We start from the raw sequence: 24,539 nt of genomic DNA on the forward strand, positions 1-24,539 counted from the left end.
TAACGCTTATTACATATTTATTACATATTTGCCACCAAAGACTTTCGTTTGGGTACAGCATCAATCAGCTCAAGCAATGCCCGCTGATATACATTTCTTTTAAACGGTACAACACCCGTCAAAGGAAACCAATAACTCACCCATTGCCAGTCGTCAAATTCAGGTACGCCCACATCAAAACGAATGTATTTGGTATTAGCTTCATCCAGATATAACAAAAACCATTTTTGTTTTTGTCCAATGCACAAAGGCTCCTGCCCTGTACGCAAATAACGCTTAGGCAAGCGATAACGCAACCAATCACGGGTGACTGCCAGCACTTTGACATGCTCAGGATGCAGCCCCACTTCTTCATACAGTTCACGATACATCGCATCTAGTGGTGTTTCGCCATGACTGATACCGCCTTGAGGAAACTGCCAACTGTCATGACCGATACGCTTTGCCCACAAAAGTTGCCCGTGTGCATTTACCAAGATGATGCCGACATTTGGACGAAATCCGTCTGCATCAATCATAATCAAACTCTTAATATATAGGAGATACCCAGCATTGATACCTTGTTATTGAAAATTGATAACAATTGACAATTTTCATTCATGGTTACATGACAAATGGCGACATCTTATGGCTTAATGGCAAAAGCTTGCTTGATAAAAAACCATCAAACTTGACCTTTTTGCTTGAAGACTGACGATTATCCTGATGTTTAAACAGGGATTTTCATGATAAGTACCAAAATCAGATAGCTCCAAATTCATTTAAATTTCATCAAAAACTTTTGATGAATGACTTGTTGTCTATTAAACCAAAAAACAGTACAAAAGTATAGGGTTTTATCCAAGCACCCTGACATCGGATTTTGGTTTAACCAACCTATCAGTTGCCTCATTTGGGTCGTGATTTTTGATAATGATAAGATTTTAACTCGTCCAAAAATCGATTGGCGAAACTAAAATCAATAATTTGGTAAATGGTTTGCCAAACGCTGCCAAACCAAGTAAAATGAATGCTATAAAAAGTAAAATTTAACATAAAAAGAGTTTGATATGGCACAATTAGACGCAGAACTGATTTGGGAAGATGGCGTACATTTTATTGGTACTTCACCATCAGGGCATACCATACATCTTGACGGTAATAAAACCGCTGGTGCAAGTCCGATGGAGCTGATTTTATTAGGGCTTGGTGGTTGTGCCAGTTATGATGTTGTCACCATCATGAAAAAATCTCGTCAAGACATCACGGATGTCCGTTGCCAAATGCATGCCCACAGAGCCGATACTATCCCTGCAGTATTTACCGATATTCACTTGCATTTTGTGGTAACTGGCAGCGATATCAAAGAATCGCAGCTTGCCAAAGCCATTGAGCTGTCTGCCGAAAAATACTGTTCAGCCTCACGCATGTTATCATCAGGTGGGGTGAATATCACTCATGATTATGAGATTATTGAGAAATGATCGCTGCACTGTTTGCTGATACCAATATCAAGCTTACCATCATCTTGATGGTCATCGCCTGTCTATTACCTTTTGTGTGTGCCGCTCTTGCCAAATATTTGGGTGGTTATAACATAAAAGACAATCAAACACCTCGTGAGTTTTTGGCAAATACTCACGGAGCCGCCGCAAGACTCAATCACGCTCAGACCAATAGCTTTGAAAGTCTGCCAATTTTCTTAGCCTCTGTACTCATTGCACTTTATACTTTTGTGCCTGTTAGTATCATCAATATACTGGCAACAGGTTATCTTATCTTTCGCATCTGTTTTATTATGAGCTATGCAACCAATTTATCCATCTTGCGTTCAGTGACATGGATGTTTTCATTGAGCTGTTGTATCATGCTTTTTATTTTGGCATATCAAATGGGTATTTAAGATTGACAAGATAACAATTAACAAAAATATCTTTGCAGTCCCTTTAATAACAGCTCTTCGTCTACCTGAATATGTTTTAGATGTGGTCTTAGCATTTGTGCACCGCCACCTGTCAATATCATCTCAAAATTTGGATAATTGGCTTGCACACTGGCGACAGCGCCCACCACCCCAAATAAGACCCCATGATTTACAGCGTCATCGGTGGTCGTACCAAGACTTAACCCATCAAATCGCCCTTGTTTAACATCAATTTGCTGTGTTCCTGCATATAACGCATGACGCTGCATATAAACATTGGGCAAAATATAACCACCCAAATGTTCACCTTCATCAATCATATCAATCGTTAATGCCGTACCACAACCAACCACACATTGTTTATGACCATTTACTGCACCAAGCATCTGTAACCATCTATCCACACCCAATTGTGATGGCTCATAGCGACTACAAAGCATTGGGTGGCGATGATTCACCTTGGCAAATTCAAAAGGCACACCAAGCTCTTTTAAAGTTTTGGTGATGGCATGGTTAATTTTTTCGCCCAATACACTGGATATTCCTACAAAATTTGGCTCAAATTGTGTAAACACACCAAGCAAACCCAATAAAAGTTCATTGGGGGCTTTTAGATGTTCTTTAGCATCTGATAAGATAATTTGACCATTGTTAATCAGCCAATATTTTAACCGAGTATTGCCCAAATCAAGCCACAGCACCATCTCATTTTGCCTCTGATTATTTTTTCTATTTAAAAAGATTGATTTAAAAAATTTTCAAGTCATCATCTTGGCCGTACCAGCAAAGATTGTTTGTATGCCTTGCTCATTTTGTACCAATAACGCCCCTCGTTCATCAACACCAAGGCACTTTCCTGATAAACGATTACCCGTATCATCATTTTGGGTAAATATTTCTACCTGTCGATCTGTTAATAGATGCATCTGATTGAATTGATTGATAAAACCAGTTGCTGTTTTTTGAGATGTCATCAATTGATGATGATGAAAAATTGCCCGACAAATGGCTTGGCAAATGGGTTGATATAAATCTTGAGCTGATGGCAATGCCCCCAATGATGGATACCAAAGCATATTTAGACTGGTCGCTTGATAAGTACCGCTTTGAATGATTGGTGCGTGTTGAACATTCATGCCCACACCAAAAACCAATCCTACCAAGCTGCGATGGTCATTTTTAGCAACAAAAATCGGCTCTATCAAAACCCCTGCCAATTTCCAAAATCTTTGGGAATCTTCATCAAAAACCCCCAAGTCATTTGCCCATTTAACCCCAATTTTCGGCAAATTCATCGTCTGTCGGATTTGATTCATCTGTGTTATGATTGGCATTTTTATCAAATAAAAACCCACCAGCAAAGAGATTAAACCAGATAATTGATTGATACCAAAATCCTGCGTTTGACTTTGCATTGGTACATATAACGATAAAAAAACCGCGCCTTGACTACTCACCCAAGAACGACCATGTTGTCCACGACCCAAACTTTGGTGGTCAGCTGTCATCAGATGTAACAGGCTGTGCGATTTTTCGCCCCGTATCACAGTATTTTTTAGCTCAGTATTTGTGCTTAAGATGCTGGCATGATGTTCATGATGGTTTTGGATGGTTTGCCACAGTTGGTCAAAGTTGCTTTGGTTAACATTCATCAGATGACAATTTACGACAAAGATAATAAAAGTGCGTTATAATAGCACAAATTTAAAGAAATAATGGATGAATGTCGATGATTTATATCTGGTTTGCAGCAGCTGGTATCATTGCTGGGCTGTGTGCAGGGCTATTTGGTGTGGGTGGTGGCATGGTGATTGTGCCTGCACTGATTTGGATTTTGGCAGCATATGGTATGCCAACTGATATCGTACCTCATGTTGCTGTTGGTACAGCATTAGCAACCATCATCTTAACTTCTATCAGCTCGATGACTGCACACCATAAGCGTGGCGGTGTACGCTGGGAGATTTTTAAGAATATGTCAAAAGGCTTAGTACTTGGCAGCTTATTTGGTGCTTGGGTTGCAACGCTGATTAGCGGTGCGGCATTACAAGCAATTTTAGGGGCTGGGGCTATCTTAGTGGCGATCAAAATGCTGTTTTTCCCCAATCAAGAAAGACTAGACATACCACCACCGCCTGCTTATAAACAAGGGTTTGCTGGCGTTGTCATCGGTATTTTATCCGCCATCTTTGGTATCGGCGGCGGTAGCTTAACTGTGCCTTATTTAAGCCAAAATGGTGTTCCCATGCGACAAGCCGTCGGTACATCAGCCGCCTGTGGCTTGCCCATTGCTTTGGCAGGAGCATTTGGTTTTATTTGGTTTGGGCATCAAGTTGGTACTGCCAATATTGATGGTTTGATCGGATTTGTGCATATTGGAGCATTTATTACAATCAGTATTTTAAGTTTTATCATGGCAAAAGTTGGTGCCAAGTTGGCTCACGCTCTACCCGCTCAAACTCTTAAGCGTGCTTTTGGCGTACTGTTGATGATTGTAGGCGTACGGCTAATTATTAGCGGAATTTAAGACTTCATTATAAAAAGCATCGGTCTATGACAGGTGCTTTTTTAAACGGTAAATAACCAAAAACCCCAAGCAGCTGCTTGGGGTTTAATATGGTGGCGAGAGGCAGGATCGAACTGCCGACACACGGATTTTCAATCCGTTGCTCTACCGACTGAGCTATCACGCCGAATTGATGCGTATTAAAACAAAATTTCATCAACTTGTCAAGAAAAATATTTCCAAAATTGCATTTTGTATCAAATTATCAGGTTTATGCGCTGATACAAACAAGAGATTACATAATATTTAATGTAGTTTCATAAAGCTTACAATTCATCAATATGTTTAATAAAATTATTTCTCTAAAATAACTTCTAAGAATACAAGAAAATACCGTGTTTTTTCACCCAAACTGGTTAATACAAATTTATTGGACACATGCCAGTCATTATCAGGAGAATCCTATGTTTCGCTGGGCAATTATTTTTGCAATTATCGCCATTATCGCAAGCTTTTTAGGATTTGGTAATATTGCAGGGTTAAGCAAAGAGTTTGCTTATATTTTCTTAATTATCGCTGTTGTCTTATTTGTGATCGGCTTTGTGGGTGGTCGCCGTAGATAATTATTCCATAGCTCATTGCCTCAAAGATGATTAAAACATAAACAGTCTGTTATGACAACAGACTGTTTTATTTTACTCAATTTGGTTTGCTTAATTCATCGCAATTAGCAGATTTATGCCAACAAATTATCGCTCAGCATCAAACATCAAGCGTGCTGCCTCAAACACATAAACCTCGCTTTCGGGCAACTTTGGACGCTCATTTTCTTTCATAGCGCTCCGCTCTTCAGCCAATGCCTCCAAATTGGCCTGATAAGTTGACCAATCTACAAATGGTGCCTCGCCTGTGGCTTGCCTGCGTGCATTTTCAGCAGCCAAGGTGCGTTTTTCAATCATATCAAGTCTGGCACGGCGTTTTTGTAAATTAATCTCAGTCGGTTTTTTATCATCATCAAGCGTGCGAATGGCATTTAGTTCAGATAAATACCTAAACTGTGGGTCACTTGCTTGGCGGGCTTTGGATTGCTTATTGAGTGAGCTTAACAGGCTTGGCGAATATTTACCTTCAGCGTGATAATTGGTTGAGTTAATGGTATCCCAAGGCAATGGATTTTTATATTCACGCTCACCAAATTCAATGCCTTCATAAATATTTACCAATTCAACATCTGGTACAACACCCTTGGTTTGGGTACTGCCACCATTCACACGATAAAATTTACGCTGCGTCAAAGTCATCGAACCTAATGCCAAATCATCTCGCTGAGTCTGAGCCGTGCCTTTGCCAGTGGTTGTGCTACCTACCACCAAACCTAGCCCATAATCTTGAATGGCGGCTGCAAAAATCTCGCTGGCTGATGCCGAACCAAGATTAATGAGTACAGACAATTTTCCATCATAGAATTGATGCCCACCGTCTGTATCTTCAAAAACTTGCACATTACCACGATTATCACGAATTTGCACCAAAGGACCTTCCTTGATGAACATGGCAAGCATTTTGGCAACTTCATCAAGTGAACCACCGGGATTATTTCGCAAATCAACCACCAAGCCATCGATACCTTGGTCGGTTAACGCTTGTAAAGCTTTTTGGGTATCATGGCTGACACTGCGGTACTGACTGGCATCAATACCCTCACGGCGTGCTTTAAAATTCAGATAAAAGCTTGGAATCTCAATCACACCAACTTTTTTTATACTACCATCATAAGGCATGTCAATCACTCGATACTGCACGCCTGATTCTTCTTGTCGAATGATATCACGCACCAAAGTAACCGTTCTGGCCTGCGAATCTGGTGTATTTGGCTGCTTGACCTTGACGGTTACCTCAGTACCACGAGTACCACGGATTAAAGCAACAATTTCTCTGGTGCTATAGCCTATCGTATCCACCATTTCACCATCAGATTGGGCTATACCGATAATCAAATCATTTGCCAATATCTGACCTGATTTGGCAGCAGGACCGCCATCAACCAAACTGATAATGCGTGTGTAATCAGGATTTTTGCGATCGGGTCGAATAGAAACACCAATGCCCTCAAGCTGTAGACTATTTTGGATTTGTATATCCTGTGCTTGAATGGGAGCGTAATAATTACTGTGTGGATCATATGCGATGGCTGCCGCATCAAGTATCGACTCCATCACCTCATCATTTTTCAGTCGTTCAAGCTGTTCTTCTTGGCGTTTGATACGATTTAATAAAATCTCTTTAGGGGTGCGACTTTCAGCCTTGACCAAATCTTGACCTCGAGCCAACTCAGGATTTTGTAAATAAACCTGATCTTTTGCTTTGTCGCTGTCTTGATTAATCATAATGGTAATTAATGACAATGTCGTTTGGTTTTTCCAATACTCAAGTTGCTCCTTTTTGCTCCGAAACCGTGGTGCTTTTTCACGATCTAATATAATGCTTTTATTGGTATATAAATCAATATCTGTTGCTAAGTGTGCTTTGGCAGCTTTAAAATACTCAAAAGAACGCGTACGAAAACGCTCAAAAATCTCAATACCAGGCGTCAAATCACCACGTATTAAATAAGCTGCATAAGTTTTACCATATTTGCTAATAAATTCATCCACATCGGATTGTAACAATAGCGTACGGTTAGGGTCAAGCTTATCAAAATATTGCTGCAAAATAACTTGGCTCATGCTTTCATCAAGTCTTTGGTCGTTATAATGTGCTCGATCAAGCAATATCGCCACTTGTCGTGCGGTCACCCTTTGCTCTGGCTTTTGTATAAATGCAGTGCGGTCAGATGCTTGAGCAAATGATGCCACACTGCTTGCAAATAATGCAAAAGCCATGGCACTTGCCACGCCCGATAAAAGATATTGTTGTTTTGACATGTCTGTATCCTAACAGTTAGCAAATAAAATCTTAAAATATTCGCTATCTTAGCACAAAAATCACAAAGTTTTTTTTACCCAAGTGCGTATTTTTGTACACCTGTCTTAAGCAATCGTTACAAGGTTATTGTTTAACCACAAAATCAACATTCACCAAAGTTTTATTTTGATTTTCATGGCATAATATGCCCATAAATATTATGTTTGGTCTTATTTGAATGTGTTGGAGGATTTTGTGGCAAAAGGTATTATCATGGCAGATATTGCAGGTCAATCATTAGATGGCAGCGATATTGAATTATTATCCAATCCAGAAATCGGTGGCATTATTTTATTTGCACGCAATGTCAAATCACCCGCTCAAGTGCGAACACTGACCGATTCAATACGCCAAATCAACCCCCAACTACTGATCGGTGTTGACCAAGAAGGCGGAAGGGTTGCTCGCTTTAAAGAAGGATTTTCATCGTTGCCTGCCATGGGTAAACTGGGTCAATTATACGATAAATCGCCCAAAGATGCGTTATCTTTAGCTTATGATTGTGGCTATCTGATGGCCTGCGAGGTTTTGGCGGTCGGTGTTGATTTTAGCTTTGCACCAGTGCTTGATATTGATGGCAAAAGCCTTGTCATTGGCGATCGTGCTTTTCATGCAAATCCAGATGCCATCATAACATTATCAAGGCAATTCATGGACGGTATGAAAAATGCTGGTATGGCAACCACAGGCAAGCATTTCCCAGGTCATGGCTCTATTGCCCCTGACTCGCACATTGCTGATGCCATTGATGAACGCTCATTTGATGAGATAATGGATTATGATACCCAAACCTTTATCAAAACTTTAGATAAACTTGATGCACTCATGCCTGCCCATGTGGTTTTTAGCCAAGTTGATGACAAACCTGCAGGATTTTCTAAAATCTGGATTCAAGATATTGTCCGCAATCAGCTTGGATTTGATGGCGTGATTTTTTCAGATGATTTATGCATGCAAGCGGCACACATTGTAGGCGGTATAGATGCGCGTGTGGTTGCTGCCATTGAAGCTGGCTGTGATATGGCACTGGTTTGCAATCATCGTCAAAATGCATTACTTGCCATTGAAACTGCCAAAAAGCTGAAAGATACGCCCCAGCATCGCTTGATAAAGATGGCGGGCAACATTCCAACATGGCAAGGTAGCCTAGAAGCAACCTGTCATCAATTTCCTTTATGGCAGGCGGCTAAACATCGTATACAAGCCGCATTTTTTCAAGAAAATCATGAAACCTTAGCCAAAGACCCAACAGTTTATAGCGTATGTTGAACTTTTGTATTTGTCACACAAAATGAGCAATTATCCATTTTTTTGAAAAAAGTCAAGTTTGCAAGTTTTTTATCAAACAAATTTCTGCGATTAAACCAAAAGAAAAAATTTGGTCAATTTTTATGCAAAAATAATCATTTTATTTTTACCAACTGTTTAACGCACACACAAACCTACCATCAAAAAACCCATCAGTGATACTCATGGGTTTTTTGATAATAAATTTGATGATTTTTGACGATTAACGCATCGTGACAAATTCTTCGGCAGCCGTTGGATGAATGGCAATGGTATCATCAAAATCTTGCTTAGTTGCACCCATTTTCATCGCAACCGCAAACCCTTGAATCATCTCATCCATGCCAAAACCAATACCGTGTAGTCCAATGATTTTTTGCTCCTCTCCTAAGCAGACAAGCTTCATTCGACATGGCTCACGATGTGATGTTACCGCACTGTACATCGGCGTAAAGTTCGAGGTATAAACTTTGATATTATCAGCACCATATTGTGCAATTGCTGACGCTTCACTTAAGCCCACAGTCCCAATCGGTGGATGGCTGAAAATTACCGTCGGCACCAAGTTTAACTCCAAATGCTCGTCTGGCTTGTTGTTAAACAGTCTTTCAGATAATCGTCGTCCTGATGCCACCGCTACAGGCGTCAGCTCAACACCATTTGCAACGATATCCCCAACAGCATAAATGCCTTCAATATTGGTATTTTGAAATTTATCAGTGATGATTTGGCCTTTGGTATTGGTTTTAATACCAACGGCATCAAGATTAAGCTGATCTGTTGCAGGCTTGCGACCTACCGCCCAAATCACACAGTCAACGGTGAGGTTTTGTCCATCATTAAATTCAACCGTCAGCGTTTTATCCTCATTTTGGATAATTTGTTGTGTATTGACGCCTGTGTGTATTTGAATGCCATCATTTTGCATGACATTAACCAACACCTCAACGATATCATCATCAAATGAACGCAGTGGCTGATTGCCACGAATCATCAGATGCGTTTGAGCACCCAAACTGTTCATGACACCTGCCACCTCAACTGCGACATAACCTGCACCAATGATAGCCACACGCTTTGGCATCTCATCGAGTGCAAAAAATCCGTCTGAGTCAATACCCAACTCCTGACCGATAATATCAGGTCTGACTGTTTGCCCGCCCGTTGCGATGACGATGTGGTCAGCACTGATTTGCTCGGTTGTGCCATCATCATAAGCCACCTCAACGGTATTTTTATCAATAAAACGGGCAAATCCTTGAATCAATTCAACGCCATTTCTTTCAAATACCATACGATAAGATCGGTGAATACGCTCAATATACGCTTGGCGTGATTGAATTAATTGACCAAAATTAAACTCATCAATATTGCCTTTAAATCCATAGTCTGGTGCATATTTATGAATGGCATCGGCGATTTGGGCAGCATACCACATGACTTTTTTGGGTACACATCCAACATTAACACAAGTACCACCAATCAAATTGGCTTCAATAATGGCACATTTTTTGCCATATTGGGCAGCACGATTAATCGATGCAATACCACCTGAACCGCCACCAATGGCAAGATAGTCATAATGTTTGGTCATTGTTTTCCTCATTTTTATCATGTGCAAACAGTCAAACAGTCAAACAGTCAAACAGTCAAACAGTCAAACAGTCAAACAGTCAAACAGTCAAACAGTCAAACAGTCAAACAGTCAAACAGTCAAACAGTCAAACAGTCAAACAGTCAAACAGTCAAACAGTCAAGTACGACTTGCACAAAATTATTATGTTATTATTAATCTATTGTACCATAAAATCACAAAAACCGCCTGATTAAAAGCGGTTTTATCATCATGATTGAATTTGATAAAATCAATTAAAACAATACTCTGACTCGGATGGTTTCTGGTACAGCACGCAAACGCTTTAATGCTCGGTCAGAATCATTATCATCCACATCCATAACCAAATAACCAACATCGCCCTTGGTCATTAAAGACTGTGCAATAATATTGATGCCTGCATCGGCAAATGATGCATTGATTTGTGACAATACGCCTGGGACATTGCGGTGAATGTGCAATAAGCGATGCGTGCCATCAGTAAACGGAATAGAGACATTTGGAAAGTTGACAGCACTGGTTGTATCGCCTTGATCAGAATAGCGTACAAATTTTTCAGCCACTTCCAAGCCGATATTCGCTTGAGCTTCTTGCGTTGAACCGCCAACATGTGGTGTCAAAATCACATTATCAAAGGCACGCAATGGTGATTCAAACTCTTCATCTGCTGATTTTGGCTCTTTTGGAAAAACATCAATTGCTGCACCAAGAATTTTTTTGCTCTCAAGTGCTGCCGCCAATGCATCAATGTCCACACAGCTGCCACGAGAAGCGTTGATGAAAAAAGACCCATCTTTCATCTGTTCAAATGCTTTGGCAGTCATGATATTGCGTGTACTGCTTGAATCGGGTACATGCAAGGTAACAACATCCGCTTTTGACAACAATTCCTCCAAACTACCTACTTGTGTGGCATTGCCCAAGGGAAGCTTGGTCATCGCATCATGATAGATTACTTTCATACCCAAACTTTCAGCCAGTACAGATAACTGCGAACCGATGGAGCCATAGCCAACAATGCCCATGGTTTTGCCTCGTACCTCATAGCTGTCTTTGGCAGACTTATTCCAGCCACCACGATGAACCACTGCATTTTTTTCAGGAATACCACGCATGAGCATAATCGTCTCAGCAAGTACAAGTTCTGCCACAGAACGCGTATTTGAATAAGGTGCATTAAAAACAGGAACACCCAATTCAAGCGCTGCATCTAAATCCACTTGATTGGTTCCAATACAATAACAGCCGATACAGATCAGCTTTTCGGCGGCTTCAAGCACCTTGCGTGTCAGCTGAGTGCGTGAGCGGATGCCAATAAAATGTGCATCTTTAATTTTTTCTATCAACTCAGCCTCATCAAGTGCTGAACTGATGTATTCAATATTGGTATAGCCTGCTTCATTGAGTACTTTTAGTGCATTTTCATGAACACCCTCAAGTAACAAAAAGCGGATTTTTTCTTTATTTAATGATAAAGTCATAAGAATATCCTTTTAGGTGACAATCAAAACTATAGTTATACACGCATTGATGTAAATTTGCAATATATTCACGAATGTGTGAATGTAACTTATCAGGCAAATTTTAAACTGTCATGACTTAAAATAATAATCAGAGCTTTGGTTGGAGTAGACCTCTTATTTTAGCCTAAAAACAAAAGCCCGTTCCTAGAAACGAGCCTTTGAAAATACACACTTACTCTTGAGAACCCAGCTCATCAGCGAATGCTTTGGCAAAGTTGTCTTCAATACTCAAATTATCTTCTGAAGTTGTAGGCGGTTCAGCTGTTATGACTGATAATAACTCATCCACTTGGGCAGTTTGGTTACCAGCATTTTGAGCTTTTCTTTGGCGAGATTGATGATATGCCAAACCCGTACCTGCTGGAATTAAGCGACCCACAACCACATTTTCTTTCAAGCCAGACAAATCATCCACCTTACCCATCACTGCAGCGGCGGTCAAGACACGGGTCGTTTCTTGGAAGGACGCTGCTGAAATAAAGCTTTCGGTTGCCAAACTTGCTTTAGTAATACCCAAAAGCTGACGCTCGTATTGAACAGGAAACTTATTATTAGCGATCAATTCAGCATTGAGCGTACGAATTTTTGAGTATTCTGCTTGGTCGCCTTTAAAGTAGCTTGAATCACCACCATCGACAACCTCAACTTTACGCAACATCTGACGAACGATGACTTCAATGTGCTTGTCGTTGATTTTTACCCCTTGTAGGCGATAAACTTCTTGCACTTCATTGACAATATAATTTGCCAATGCGGTCTCACCTTTTAGGCGTAAAATATCATGCGGATTTTGAGGTCCATCAGAAACCACCTCACCACGCTCAACGGTCTCTCCTTCAAAGACATTGATTTGACGCCATTTCGGAATCAGCTCTTCATGCACATCACCATCTTCATTGGTGATGATAAAGCGGTTTTTGCCTTTGGTTTCTTTACCAAAACTGACCACACCGCTCATCTCAGCCATAATGGCATGATCTTTTGGACGGCGTGCCTCAAACAAGTCGGCAACTCGTGGCAGACCACCGGTAATATCTTTAGTACCTGAGGTTGCTTGTGGTACACGACCAAGCACCGAACCTGCCGTGACATGCTCGCCTTCAGATACACGAATGATGGTTTCGTTCGGTAGGAAATAAACCACTTCTTTACCTTCATCGGTATCAAGAATAATCGCAGGACGCAAATCCTTAGCAATACTTGGACGGTCTTTGCTGGTCAAGATTTCAAATGATCTCACCCCCGTCATCTCATCTACCTTAACCGTTGCTGTCATGCCATCGGTAATGTCACTAAAGCGTGCGGTACCTGAGAATTCTGTAATAATTGGATGGGTATGTGGATCCCATTTGGCGATTACCTGCCCTGCTTCAACAGCATCTGCATCACGCACCAAGACGCTTGAGCCATAAGGCACTTTATAACGCTCACGCTCACGACCTTGATCATCAGCCACGCCAATCTCTGCCGAACGAGAGACAACAACCAAATGACCATCGGCATGCTGAACAGTTTTCATATTGTGAAAACGAACCGAACCTGCATTACCAACTGAGACACTGTTATCAACAGAAGCAGCAGAAGCAGCACCACCGACATGGAAAGTACGCATGGTCAGCTGAGTACCTGGCTCACCAATCGACTGTGCCGCCATCACCCCAACAGATTCGCCAATATTGACCAAATGGCCACGAGCCAAATCACGACCATAACACTTAGCACAGACGCCTTGGGTGGCTTCACAAGTAATGACTGAGCGTACATACACTTCATCAATCGCATTGGCATCTAACTTTTCAACCAATCTTTCATCAATCAAAGCGCCCGATGGTACAACCACATCGCCATCTGCATTCACGACATCTTTGGCAGCAACACGACCAAGCACACGATCACCCAAGCGTTCAACAATTTCACCACCAACAATCACAGGTGTCATTCGCTGACCTGCATCTGTACCACAATCATCTTGGGTGATGACCAAGTCTTGTGCGACATCAACCAAACGGCGTGTTAGATAACCTGAGTTTGCTGTTTTTAAGGCGGTATCTGCCAAGCCTTTACGGGCACCGTGCGTTGAGATAAAGTATTGAAGTACCGTCAAGCCTTCACGGAAATTGGCTTTAATTGGTGTTTCAATAATTGAGCCATCTGGCTTAGCCATCAGACCACGCATACCTGCAAGCTGACGAATCTGCGTGGCACTACCACGAGCACCTGAGTCGGCCATCATATAAATTGAGTTGAATGACTTTTGCGTTTCGGTCTCACCGTCTGCGTTGATCACATCGTCTTTAGACAAGTTATCCATCATCGCATTTGCAATTTTATCTGAAGTACGCGCCCAAATATCAACAACTTTGTTATAACGCTCACCTGCAGTGACAAAGCCTTGCTCAAATTGTTGTTCAATATCTCGCACTTCAGCATCAGCTGTATCCACGATCTGCTTTTTGGTTGGTGGAATAACCATATCTTCCATACCAATCGAAATGCCCGATAAAGTCGCTTGTGCAAAACCCAAATACATCAGATGGTCAGCAAACATTACCGATTCTTTAACACCCAGCTTACGATAGCATGAGTTTAACAGCTTAGAGATATTTTTCTTGGTCATCTCCGTGTTACACTCACTAAACGCCATGCCTTCTGGCATGATATTCCAAATTAGCAAACGACCAGCTACGGTATCTTGGATACTGGTATGACTGATTTTTTCACCTGTTTTTTCATCCAAAATTGTCTCAGCGACACGAACTTTAATCTTGGCATTCACAGATAAATCATCTGAACCAATTGCTCTTAGAGCTTCATTCACCGTACTAAATACCATGCCTTCGCCTTTGGCATTCACACCGCCACGGCTAATATAATACAAACCAAGCACAACATCTTGAGAAGGCACGATGATCGGCTCACCATTTGCAGGCGACAAGATGTTGTTGGTTGACATCATCAAAGCACGAGCCTCAAGCTGAGCTTCTAAAGTCAGCGGTACATGAACTGCCATTTGGTCACCGTCAAAGTCGGCGTTAAACGCAGCACACACCAGTGGGTGCAACTGAATTGCTTTACCCTCAATTAACACAGGCTCAAACGCTTGCAGACCCAAGCGGTGAAGTGTTGGTGCACGGTTTAGTAGGACAGGATGTTCACGAATGACCATCGCAAGCATATCCCAAACGGCTGGCTCTTCACGCTCAACCATTTTTTTGGCGGCTTTAATGGTACTTGCAATGCCATTTTGCAGCAATTTGGCATAGGTAAACGGCTTGAACAGCTCAAGTGCCATTTTCTTTGGTAAACCACACTGATGCAGACGCAAAGTAGGACCAACCACAATCACCGAGCGTCCAGAATAGTCCACACGCTTACCAAGTAGGTTTTGACGGAAACGACCTTGCTTGCCTTTAATCATATCAGCAAGCGATTTTAATGGACGCTTGTTAGACCCTGTAATAGCACGGCCACGGCGACCATTATCCAGTAGTGCATCAACTGCTTCTTGTAGCATACGCTTTTCGTTACGCACAATGATATCAGGTGCATTCAGCTCAAGCAGGCGTTTTAAACGATTATTACGGTTAATCACACGGCGATACAAATCGTTCAAGTCTGATGTGGCAAAACGACCACCTTCAAGCGGTACCAAAGGGCGTAAATCTGGTGGCAACACAGGCAACACAGTCATCACCATCCACTCAGGCTTGTTATTTGAGTCACGGAAAGACTCAAGTAACTGCAAGCGCTTGGACATTTTTTTCAGTTTGGTTTCAGAGCCAGTTTGTGGAATTGCAGTACGAAGCTCATCAATTTCGCCATCCACATCAATATCACGCAGTAAATCTTGAACAGCTTCAGCACCCATCTTGGCAATGAACTCATCGCCATATTGTTCAAGTGCATTAAAATACTCTTCATCATCCAACAGCTGATATTTTTCAAGACTGGTCATACCAGGATCGGTCACGATATAGCTTTCAAAATAAAGCACACGCTCAATATCACGCAAAGTGATATCCAAAAGAAGACCGATACGGCTAGGTAGCGATTTTAAAAACCAAATATGCGCAACTGGAGAGGCAAGCTCAATATGACCCATACGCTCACGGCGAACCTTAGCCGCAGTCACTTCAACACCGCAACGCTCACAAATGATGCCTTGAAATTTACGGCGTTTATATTTGCCGCACAAACACTCAAAGTCTTTGACAGGACCAAAAATTTTGGCACAGAATAGACCATCACGCTCAGGTTTAAAGGTGCGGTAGTTAATGGTTTCTGGCTTTTTGACCTCACCATGCGACCAAGATTTGATTGCCTCAGGTGACGCTAAAGAAATTTGAATGCTATCAAATTCTTTGACGCCATTGTCAGCAGGGCCTTTCATGATATCTAATAAATCTTTCAAAAGGTTTCTCCGTTGTATTCGTCGTAATCTTTACGCCCAGCGACGATTTCATCACTGGGTATGTTGGTCTTAGGCTAAGTTACTTCTTTTCTTTTAAGTCAATATTAATACCCAGCGAGCGAATCTCTTTGGTTAAGACATTGAACGACTCTGGCATGCCAGGATTCATATACTGCTCGCCATCGACAATATTCTTATACATGCGTGTACGACCCTCAACATCGTCCGACTTCACCGTCAGCATCTCTTGTAGAGTGTAAGTTGCACCATAAGCTTCTAGCGCCCAAACCTCCATCTCACCAAAACGCTGACCACCAAATTGTGCTTTACCGCCAAGAGGTTGCTGTGTTACCAGTGAATAAGAGCCAGTTGAACGGGCGTGCATTTTATCATCGACTAAGTGGTTTAGCTTAAGCATATACATGTAGCCAACCGTAACAGGACGATCAAATTTCTTACCTGTTCTGCCATCATAAAGTGTTTGCTGACCTGTGGTTGATAGGTCGGCCAAACTTAACAGCTCTTTGATTTGAGTTTCTTTGGCACCATCAAAAACGGCCGTACCCATTGGGACACCATCTTTTAGGTTCTGACACAGTGCCAATAAATCTTCATCAGACAAGCTGTCTAAATCTACTTGCTCACCACCGACTTGGTTATAAATCTTATCTAAGAATTCACGAAGCTCACTCACAGCAACTTGCGAACGCAACATGGCATTAATCTTATCACCCAAACCTTTGGCTGCCATACCCAAATGGGTCTCTAGCACCTGACCGATATTCATACGAGATGGTACGCCCAATGGGTTTAGTACGATATCTACAGGATTACCATTTTCATCATATGGCATATCCTCAACTGGCATGATGCGTGATACAACCCCTTTGTTACCATGACGACCTGCCATCTTGTCACCTGGCTGGATACGACGCTTAACCGCCAAATACACCTTAACAATCTTCTGAACGCCATGTGCTAAGTCATCACCTTGAGTTAATTTGCGTTTTTTCTCGGTAAATTTATTATCGATATCTTTTTGCTTATCACTTAAGAATTCAGCAATCTGACCCAAACGCTCTGAAACTTCCTCTTCAGCAGGCTGGATATCTAGCAAGCTTTCTAGTGGCAAATTTTCGATGTCTTTAGTGCTTAGAATCGTACCTGCTTTAAAGCCTGCACCACCGCTGACTTTTTTACCATCAAGTAAGCTTAAAATACGACCTTTTGCAGCTGCTTCAAAAATCACCAGTTCTTCTTTTAAATCTTTACGGTAATCATCAAGCATGGCTTTTTCAATAGATTTGGCACGGCTGTCTTTTTCAAGACCATCACGGGTAAAGACTTGCACATCAATGACCGTGCCTTTGGTTGATGATGGTACACGCAAAGAGGTATCTTTAACATCCGCCGCTTTTTCGCCAAAAATCGCACGAAGTAGTTTTTCTTCTGGGGTCAGCTGACTTTCACCTTTTGGTGTTACTTTACCAACCAAAATATCACCAGCATCGACCTCAGCACCGATATACACAATACCCGCTTCATCAAGATTTGCCAATGCAGCCTCACCGACATTTGGAATATCGCCTGTAATTTCTTCTGGTCCAAGCTTGGTATCACGAGCCACACAAGTTAACTCTTGAATGTGAATCGTGGTGAAACGGTCTTCTTGAACCACTCGCTCAGAAAGTAAAATTGAGTCTTCAAAGTTATAGCCATTCCAAGGCATGAATGCCACGCGCATATTTTGACCAAGTGCAAGCTCGCCAAGATCAGTCGATGGGCCATCTGCCAAGATATCGCCACGCTCAATTTCATCGCCTTCATTGACGATAACACGCTGGTTAATACAGGTATTCTGGTTGGAACGGGTGTATTTAATCAAATTATAAATATCAATACCCGCTTCACCTGCAGTCATTTCATCCTCATTGACACGCACAATGATACGACTGGCATCAACCTCTTCAATCACACCACCACGCTTAGCGACCACACACACGCCCGAGTCACGCGCCACATGGCGTTCCATACCCGTACCTACAAGTGGCTTATCACTACGCAGTGTTGGAACTGCCTGACGCTGCATGTTTGAACCCATCAAGGCACGGTTTGCATCATCATGCTCCAAGAATGGAATTAGACCTGCTGCTACCGATACCACCTGACGCGGTGAAACATCCATATGAGTAACTTTATCGGCGCTCATACGCACAAATTCACCATCGTGACGAACACTAACCATCTCTTCGGTCAGCTCACCCTTGTCATTCATTGGTGAGTCGGCTTGTGCGATTACCATGCCTACTTCTTCGATGGCAGAAACATATTCAATTTCGTCAGTCACACGCCCATCAACGACGCGTCTGTACGGTGTCTCCAAGAAGCCAAAATTATTTGTTTTGGCAAAAGTCGCTAAAGAGTTAATCAAACCAATGTTTGGACCTTCAGGGGTTTCAATTGGACACACACGGCCATAGTGGGTCGTATGGACATCACGAACCTCAAAGCCTGCACGCTCACGCGTCAAACCACCTGGACCCAATGCTGATACACGGCGTTTATGGGTAATCTCAGATAATGGGTTATTTTGATCCATAAACTGCGATAGCTGACTTGAGCCAAAAAATTCTTTAATAGATGCTGCCACAGGTTTTGAGTTAATCAAGTCCTGAGGAGACAAATTATCAGAATCGGCTGTGGTTAAGCGTTCTTTAACAGCACGCTCAACGCGTGCCAAACCGATACGGAACTGGTTTTCAGTCATTTCACCCACAGAGCGAATACGGCGATTACCCAAGTGGTCAATATCATCCACCTCGCCACGACCATTACGGATCTCGATCAACTCTTTTAAGACATCAACGATATCTTGATTGGATAAAACACCTTGTTCGCGTTGCACATCCATATCATCGGTATCAATGAACTCACGACCCAATCGACGGTTAAACTTCATACGACCCACATTAGACAAGTCGTAACGCTCTTGGCTAAAGAACATTGATTCAAAAAGTTTTTCAGCAGTCTCAAGTGTTGGTGGTTCACCTGGACGCATCACTTTATAAATCTCAATCAATGCCTCTTCACGAGTCACAATTGTATCGGCGCGTAGCGTGTCAGCAATATATGCACCATGATCGATATCATTCGTGAATAAAATCTTAAATGATTGAACATTTTTTTCAGCAAGTTTTACCAGAATCTCATGGTCGATCAAGGTATTGGCACGAACCAAAACCTCATCCCCAACCACAATATCCTCGCCAATGATACGCTCATACAAATATTCATCAGGTACCGCAAGCTTGGTCATACCTGAGTTTAAAATTCGTTTTACACGAAGTGCGTTAATGCGTTGACCTTGTTCAACAATCACATTACCATCAGGACCGACAATATCAAACTGAGCCATCTCACCTTTTAAACGATCAGCAACCAGTTCAATTTCAAAGGATTCATCACCTTTAAATACTTCAACTTTTTCAAAAAATTGATCTAAAATTTGAGCGGTATCCATACCAATGGCACGCAAAATAATCGTTGCCAACAACTTACGACGGCGGTCAATACGCGCGTACACCAAATCTTTAGCATCAAATTCAAAATCAAGCCAAGAACCACGGTAAGGGATAATGCGTGCGTTATAAAGCACTTTACCGCTTGAATGCGACTTACCTTTATCATGGTCAAAGAAAACACCAGGTGAGCGATGCAATTGAGAAACGATGACGCGCTCAGTACCATTAATAATAAAAGTACCATTATCTGTCATCAATGGAATTTCGCCCATATAAACGCTTTGTTCACGAACATCTTTAATGGCAGTTTTATTTTCTTTATCCTTAATAATAAGGCGAATTTTTACACGCAAAGGTGCCGCAAAAGTTGAACCGCGCATAATACATTCACGCTCATCAAATTCAGGCTCACCCAAGTAATACTCAACGAATTGCAATTGAGCATTACCAGAGTGGCTTTCGATCGGAAAAATTGATGAAAAAGCCGCTTGTAAACCAATGTTGGCACGAGCTTTTGGTTTTTTATGCTCTTGTAAGAATTGCTCATAAGAATCCACTTGGATGGCAAGCAGATAAGGCACATCCATGACATCTGGAAGCTTTGAAAAACTTTTGCGAATACGTTTCTTTTCGGTATAAGAATATGCCATTAAGATTCCTTAGATTAACTTAAAAATATGTTGCCAAAGAGGCAAACACTGCCAAAGATTTTGTCTATTTTAATAGCTAAAATCAAAATATGAAAGAATCATTGCGATTCTTGAGAATAAGCACCCATTTTTTGAACTCGACAAAGGAAAATTACACGAAATAAAGACAGATAGACACAAAAAATCACCAAATACCATCCAGTATCTAGCAAATCACTGTTAATAATAGGTAAGTCGTTCAGCTTGCATGGGTGCGTTTGTCCTTTTGGGATGTGTTTCTATCCCACCATAAAAATAGATACACAAAAGGTCAAATACTTAATTATAATAAAAAAAAGCCAATAATGCAATATATTATTGGCTTTTTAAAAAATAATTTTTAAATTGCTGGTTGATTAATGAACAGCAATTTAGAAAAATTATTTAAGTTCGACGCTTGCGCCAGCTTCTTCAAGCTTCTTCTTAAGCTCTTCAGCTTCAGCTTTAGATGCAGCTTCTTTAACAGTTTGTGGCGCACCTTCAACTAGGTCTTTAGCTTCTTTTAGACCTAGACCGGTAACTTCACGCACAACTTTAATTACAGCAACTTTTTTATCGCCTGCGCTGGTTAGAACAACATCAAACTCATCTTTTTCTTCAGCTGCACCGCCAGCATCACCGCCAGCTGCTGGTGCTGCTGCTAGAGCTGCTGCAGATACACCGAATTTTTCTTCCATCGCAGAGATAAGTTCAACGATTTCCATAACTGATTTTTCTGCGATTGCGTCTAAGATTTGTTCATTAGTTAGTGACATAGCAATTATTCCTAAATAAAGGTATGAGAGTAAATAAATTTAAAATATGACAGTAAATTAAGCCGCTTCTGATTCCATCTTATCACGAAGTGCAGCCAAAGTGCGTGCAAGTTTGCCTGCTGCTGCTTCTTTCATCGTACCCATTAGACGCGCAATAGCTTCGTCGTAAGTTGGTAGGGTAGCTAGGCGATCGATAGATTTTGCGTCAATAAATTCACCTTCAAAAGCTGCGCCTTTGATTTCGAACTTATCGTTGGCCTTTGCAAATTCTTTGAACAAACGGGCTGCTGCACCAGGATGCTCATTTGAAAATGCGATTAATGTAGGACCAACGAATACATCGTTCATGCACTCAAAAGAGGTATCAGCTAAGGCACGGCGCAACAAAGTGTTACGTACAATGCGCATATCAACACCTGCCTCACGAGCAGCTTTACGAAGTTCGGTCATCTTTGCTACTGTAACTCCGCGCGAGTCGGCAACTACAGCAGAGAGCGCACCTTTGGCAGTTTCATTTACTTCAGCAACAATTGCTTGTTTGTCTTGAAGATTTAGTGCCATGGGTTGTCTCCAAAATTATTGCTTAAAATACCACAAAAGCAATAAGTCAAATTCACAAACACCAAAGGATGTTTGCACCATTACGGCGACAATATAGTCTCACCGTCTGCGTAGGCAGGTTTCTCCTATTAGATTGCTTAGCAATACCTACGGTCTTAGACAGCACAACCCGTTGTGCTGAACTAATAAATATTAATTTGTCAAAATTCTGTTGATGACCAAAGTAAACTTTAGCCATCAAAATTGTATTATTATAATCAATAAAATTTTTAAATCAAGTTAAATTATAAGAATTTAACTCAATGTATTGATTACTTATTAACACGGTGTGGCACTGGATCAATTGTGATGCCAGGACCCATAGTACTAGATAATGTAATCTTCTTAATATAAATACCTTTAGAAGTTGCTGGTTTAGCACGTTTAAGATCATTTAATAAAGCTGTTGCATTTTGCTCAATTTGATCAGCAGTGAAGCCCACTTGACCGATAGAAGCATGGATAATACCTGCTTTATCAACACGATACTGTGCCTGACCTGCTTTAGTATTTTTTACGGCAGTAGCGACATCAGCAGTTACTGTGCCAACTTTTGGGTTTGGCATCAAGCCGCGTGGACCAAGAATGGTACCAAGCTGACCGACAACACGCATAGCATCAGGTGATGCGATAACAACATCAAAATCCATATTACCAGCTTTGATGCTTTCTGCTAAGTCTTCAAAACCAACGACATCTGCACCCGCTTCTTTGGCAGCATCAGCAACAGCACCTTGTGCAAATACTGCAACACGCTTAGTTTTACCAGTACCTGCAGGTAGATTGGTTGCACCACGAACAACTTGATCAGATTTGCGTGGATCTACACCCAAATTAATCGCAATATCAATTGACTCTTTGAATTTTACTGCTGGCAAATCATTCAAAATTGCAACGGCTTCTTCGATCGTGTATAGCTTGTTGCTATCGACACGATCTTTGATTAATTGTTGACGCTTAGTTAGCTTAGCCATTACACACCCTCCACAGTGATACCCATTGAACGAGCAGTACCTGCAATGGTACGAATTGCCGCTTCAAGTTCAGCAGCGGTTAAATCCGCTTGCTTGGTTTTTACGATTTCTTCAAGCTGATCACGGTTTACAGTACCAACTTTTGAAGTGTTAGGCGTACTTGAACCTTTTGAAATACCTGCTGCTTTACGCAATAAAACTGCTGCAGGAGGTGATTTCATCACAAAAGTGAATGACTTGTCATTAAAAACGGTAATTACAACAGGAATAGGCAAGCCTGGCTCAATATTTGCAGAAGCAGCATTGAACTCTTTACAAAATGCCATGATATTTACGCCTTTTTGACCCAACGCTGGACCAATTGGTGGCGATGGATTTGCCTTTCCGGCAGGCACTTGTAGCTTGATGTAGCCATCAATCTTCTTTGCCATGAGAATCTCTCCAATAATGGGTAATAACGCTAAACAGCTCCCCAAGTTAATAACAAACTCTAGCTATTGACCAGAGCCAAAACCGTATATTATACGGCAATTAATTAATCTTTTCAACTTTATTAAATTCAAGCTCAACTTCAGTTGGGCGATTAAATACGCTAACAGTCAAATGTAATTTTGACTTATCATAATCCACTTTTTTGACAAGGCCTTTAAAGTCCGTAAACGGACCATCAATAACCAACACTTCTTCACCAGGCTCGAACATGGTTTTTGGACGCGGTGCATCACCAGTTTTATTAATACGATTTAGGATACGATCTGCTTCAATCTGAGTAATTGGTGCAGGATTCTCTGGCGTGCCACCGATAAATCCTGTGATATTTGGGCAAGATCTGACAATATGCCAAGTATCTTCATTCATTTCCATATTAATCAGGACATAGCCTGGGAAAAGTTTTTGCTGCATGGTGTATTTTTTACCTTCACGCATTTCAACAACTTCTTCAGTCGGTACAAGCACTTCACCAAATTTATCAGCAAATTCACTACGTTTAATGCGTTCAACCAAAGAACGCTGTACTTGATTTTCGTAACCAGAGAACGCTTGAATGATATACCAACGCATTTATCAACCCTTTTTAGTTATTTAAATAATCAAGCCAACAATGTAGCTAAAAAACATATCTAGCAACCAAATGATAATTCCAAAAATAATCATTATCAAAATTACTTGCCAAGTATAACGAGCAGTCTCATCTTTGGTTGGCCATGTCACACGACGCAGCTCAATACCTGCATCTTTTAACAATGTTTTGAAAGCTGATCCTTGATTGGTAAACGCCAAACATATAAAACCAAATACAACCAAGCTTACCGTAATAGCAATCTGTGTCCAAACATTATTGGCAGGTGCCCAATACCTTGGCAAATATTGGGATACCAAAGTTGCTGAGATCATAGCAATGATGGCAATTAACCACAACAAAAAATCTTTTGCTGAATGTTTTTTAGCAACCTCTACCACACTCTCTTTTGCAACCGTGATAGGGTCTTTTGTATGTTGTGAGCCAGATGCTGAAGTTCCAGATTGGATATCCAAATTGTCTTTATTATCGCTCATGCAGGGACTTGCCTTGGAATGACCAATTTTTATGAAGTTAAAAGAATGGTATGAATAATAAGATGGCAGGCGATGAGGGACTCGAACCCCCAACCCTCGGATTTGGAGTCCGATGCTCTACCAATTGAGCCAATCGCCTAGGGTATTAAGGATTGCTATTATAGCAAACTTTTTATTTTTTGCAAGTATTTTATCTAAAAAATTCAAGCAATACCCAACAAAAAACCAAACCCT

At 41.3% G+C, this 24,539-nt stretch carries 20 protein-coding genes and 2 tRNA genes; 6 read left to right on the forward strand and 16 right to left on the reverse strand.

From position 1 onward, the window contains the following. Window positions 1-20: 20 nt before the first annotated feature. Complete coding sequence (locus tag A4U55_RS08565; RefSeq protein ID WP_003656465.1) at window positions 21-518, reverse strand: RNA pyrophosphohydrolase; 498 nt, start codon at window positions 516-518, stop codon at window positions 21-23. Window positions 519-1,049: 531 nt separating this feature from the next. On the opposite strand from A4U55_RS08565, the gene A4U55_RS08570 reads away from it, so the two are divergent. Together A4U55_RS08570 and A4U55_RS08575 are read left to right on the forward strand one after the other, a co-directional pair. After that, window positions 1,050-1,463 carry an OsmC family protein gene (locus A4U55_RS08570; RefSeq protein WP_003656469.1) on the forward strand — a complete coding sequence of 138 codons (414 nt, stop codon included), beginning with the start codon at window positions 1,050-1,052 and terminating at the stop codon, window positions 1,461-1,463. Further along, window positions 1,460-1,882: an MAPEG family protein gene (locus tag A4U55_RS08575; RefSeq protein ID WP_003658768.1), complete on the forward strand. Its 423-nt coding sequence runs from the start codon at window positions 1,460-1,462 to the stop codon at window positions 1,880-1,882. The genes A4U55_RS08570 and A4U55_RS08575 overlap by 4 nt, the downstream gene beginning before the upstream one ends. Window positions 1,883-1,899: 17 nt before the next feature. Here A4U55_RS08575 and A4U55_RS08580 read toward each other — a convergent pair whose 3' ends face one another. Both A4U55_RS08580 and A4U55_RS08585 read right to left on the reverse strand, forming a co-directional pair. Continuing rightward, window positions 1,900-2,607, reverse strand: coding sequence for a pantothenate kinase (locus A4U55_RS08580; RefSeq protein ID WP_003656473.1), 708 nt, complete (start codon window positions 2,605-2,607; stop codon window positions 1,900-1,902). A 54-nt stretch (window positions 2,608-2,661) separates the two neighbouring features. After that, a complete protein-coding gene (locus tag A4U55_RS08585) occupies window positions 2,662-3,555 on the reverse strand; it encodes a biotin--[acetyl-CoA-carboxylase] ligase (RefSeq protein WP_003656475.1) in 894 nt (297 codons plus the stop codon). A gap of 77 nt (window positions 3,556-3,632) precedes the next feature. Between A4U55_RS08585 and A4U55_RS08590 the strand changes: the two genes are divergently transcribed. Continuing rightward, window positions 3,633-4,430 carry a sulfite exporter TauE/SafE family protein gene (locus tag A4U55_RS08590; protein WP_063454264.1) on the forward strand — a complete coding sequence of 266 codons (798 nt, stop codon included), beginning with the start codon at window positions 3,633-3,635 and terminating at the stop codon, window positions 4,428-4,430. A gap of 90 nt (window positions 4,431-4,520) precedes the next feature. Here A4U55_RS08590 and A4U55_RS08595 read toward each other — a convergent pair. Continuing rightward, window positions 4,521-4,596 (reverse strand) — tRNA-Phe (locus tag A4U55_RS08595). A 277-nt stretch (window positions 4,597-4,873) separates the two neighbouring features. On the opposite strand from A4U55_RS08595, the gene A4U55_RS08695 reads away from it, so the two are divergent. Then, on the forward strand, window positions 4,874-5,032 hold the full coding sequence (locus A4U55_RS08695; protein WP_003656479.1) for a DUF1328 family protein: 159 nt from the start codon (window positions 4,874-4,876) through the stop codon (window positions 5,030-5,032). Between the two features lie 126 nt (window positions 5,033-5,158). On the opposite strand, the gene A4U55_RS08600 is transcribed toward A4U55_RS08695, so the two are convergent. Then, on the reverse strand, window positions 5,159-7,333 hold the full coding sequence (locus A4U55_RS08600; RefSeq protein ID WP_003656482.1) for a carboxy terminal-processing peptidase: 2,175 nt from the start codon (window positions 7,331-7,333) through the stop codon (window positions 5,159-5,161). A gap of 235 nt (window positions 7,334-7,568) precedes the next feature. Between A4U55_RS08600 and nagZ the strand changes: the two genes are divergently transcribed. Next, the gene (gene nagZ / locus A4U55_RS08605; protein ID WP_003656484.1) at window positions 7,569-8,642 is read left to right on the forward strand and encodes a beta-N-acetylhexosaminidase; all 1,074 of its coding nucleotides are present in this window, start codon (window positions 7,569-7,571) and stop codon (window positions 8,640-8,642) included. Window positions 8,643-8,883: 241 nt separating this feature from the next. Here nagZ and gorA read toward each other — a convergent pair whose 3' ends face one another. Further along, complete coding sequence (gorA, locus tag A4U55_RS08610) at window positions 8,884-10,254, reverse strand: glutathione-disulfide reductase (protein ID WP_003672530.1); 1,371 nt, start codon at window positions 10,252-10,254, stop codon at window positions 8,884-8,886. 19 nt (window positions 10,255-10,273) lie between these two features. On the opposite strand from gorA, the gene A4U55_RS08615 reads away from it, so the two are divergent. Then, on the forward strand, window positions 10,274-10,486 hold the full coding sequence (locus tag A4U55_RS08615; protein WP_172953023.1) for a hypothetical protein: 213 nt from the start codon (window positions 10,274-10,276) through the stop codon (window positions 10,484-10,486). A gap of 43 nt (window positions 10,487-10,529) precedes the next feature. On the opposite strand, the gene serA is transcribed toward A4U55_RS08615, so the two are convergent. The 10 genes from serA to A4U55_RS08665 all read right to left on the reverse strand — a co-directional run bounded on the left by serA (window position 10,530) and on the right by A4U55_RS08665 (window position 24,444). Beyond that, window positions 10,530-11,762, reverse strand: coding sequence for a phosphoglycerate dehydrogenase (gene serA, locus A4U55_RS08620; RefSeq protein WP_226889978.1), 1,233 nt, complete (start codon window positions 11,760-11,762; stop codon window positions 10,530-10,532). Between the two features lie 208 nt (window positions 11,763-11,970). Continuing rightward, window positions 11,971-16,209: a DNA-directed RNA polymerase subunit beta' gene (gene rpoC / locus A4U55_RS08625; RefSeq protein ID WP_003670911.1), complete on the reverse strand. Its 4,239-nt coding sequence runs from the start codon at window positions 16,207-16,209 to the stop codon at window positions 11,971-11,973. 79 nt (window positions 16,210-16,288) lie between these two features. Continuing rightward, window positions 16,289-20,380 (reverse strand): DNA-directed RNA polymerase subunit beta, encoded by a 4,092-nt coding sequence (rpoB, locus tag A4U55_RS08630; RefSeq protein ID WP_003656492.1) that lies wholly within the window; start codon window positions 20,378-20,380, stop codon window positions 16,289-16,291. 419 nt (window positions 20,381-20,799) lie between these two features. Then, the gene (rplL, locus tag A4U55_RS08635; RefSeq protein WP_003656495.1) at window positions 20,800-21,174 is read right to left on the reverse strand and encodes a 50S ribosomal protein L7/L12; all 375 of its coding nucleotides are present in this window, start codon (window positions 21,172-21,174) and stop codon (window positions 20,800-20,802) included. A gap of 57 nt (window positions 21,175-21,231) precedes the next feature. Continuing rightward, on the reverse strand, window positions 21,232-21,735 hold the full coding sequence (rplJ, locus tag A4U55_RS08640; RefSeq protein WP_003656498.1) for a 50S ribosomal protein L10: 504 nt from the start codon (window positions 21,733-21,735) through the stop codon (window positions 21,232-21,234). A 311-nt stretch (window positions 21,736-22,046) separates the two neighbouring features. Continuing rightward, complete coding sequence (gene rplA, locus A4U55_RS08645; protein WP_003656500.1) at window positions 22,047-22,748, reverse strand: 50S ribosomal protein L1; 702 nt, start codon at window positions 22,746-22,748, stop codon at window positions 22,047-22,049. Beyond that, on the reverse strand, window positions 22,748-23,179 hold the full coding sequence (gene rplK, locus A4U55_RS08650; RefSeq protein WP_003658756.1) for a 50S ribosomal protein L11: 432 nt from the start codon (window positions 23,177-23,179) through the stop codon (window positions 22,748-22,750). Before rplK ends, rplA begins: the two co-directional genes overlap by 1 nt. A 100-nt stretch (window positions 23,180-23,279) precedes the next feature. Then, window positions 23,280-23,810: a transcription termination/antitermination protein NusG gene (gene nusG / locus A4U55_RS08655; RefSeq protein ID WP_003656503.1), complete on the reverse strand. Its 531-nt coding sequence runs from the start codon at window positions 23,808-23,810 to the stop codon at window positions 23,280-23,282. A gap of 21 nt (window positions 23,811-23,831) precedes the next feature. Continuing rightward, window positions 23,832-24,305 carry a preprotein translocase subunit SecE gene (gene secE, locus A4U55_RS08660; RefSeq protein ID WP_003656505.1) on the reverse strand — a complete coding sequence of 158 codons (474 nt, stop codon included), beginning with the start codon at window positions 24,303-24,305 and terminating at the stop codon, window positions 23,832-23,834. A gap of 63 nt (window positions 24,306-24,368) precedes the next feature. Beyond that, a tRNA-Trp gene (locus A4U55_RS08665) sits at window positions 24,369-24,444 on the reverse strand. Between the last annotated feature and the right edge of the window lie 95 nt (window positions 24,445-24,539).

Origin of the sequence: Moraxella catarrhalis (assembly GCF_001632285.1) — a bacterium.
Classification (GTDB): Bacteria; Pseudomonadota; Gammaproteobacteria; order Pseudomonadales; family Moraxellaceae; genus Moraxella; species Moraxella catarrhalis.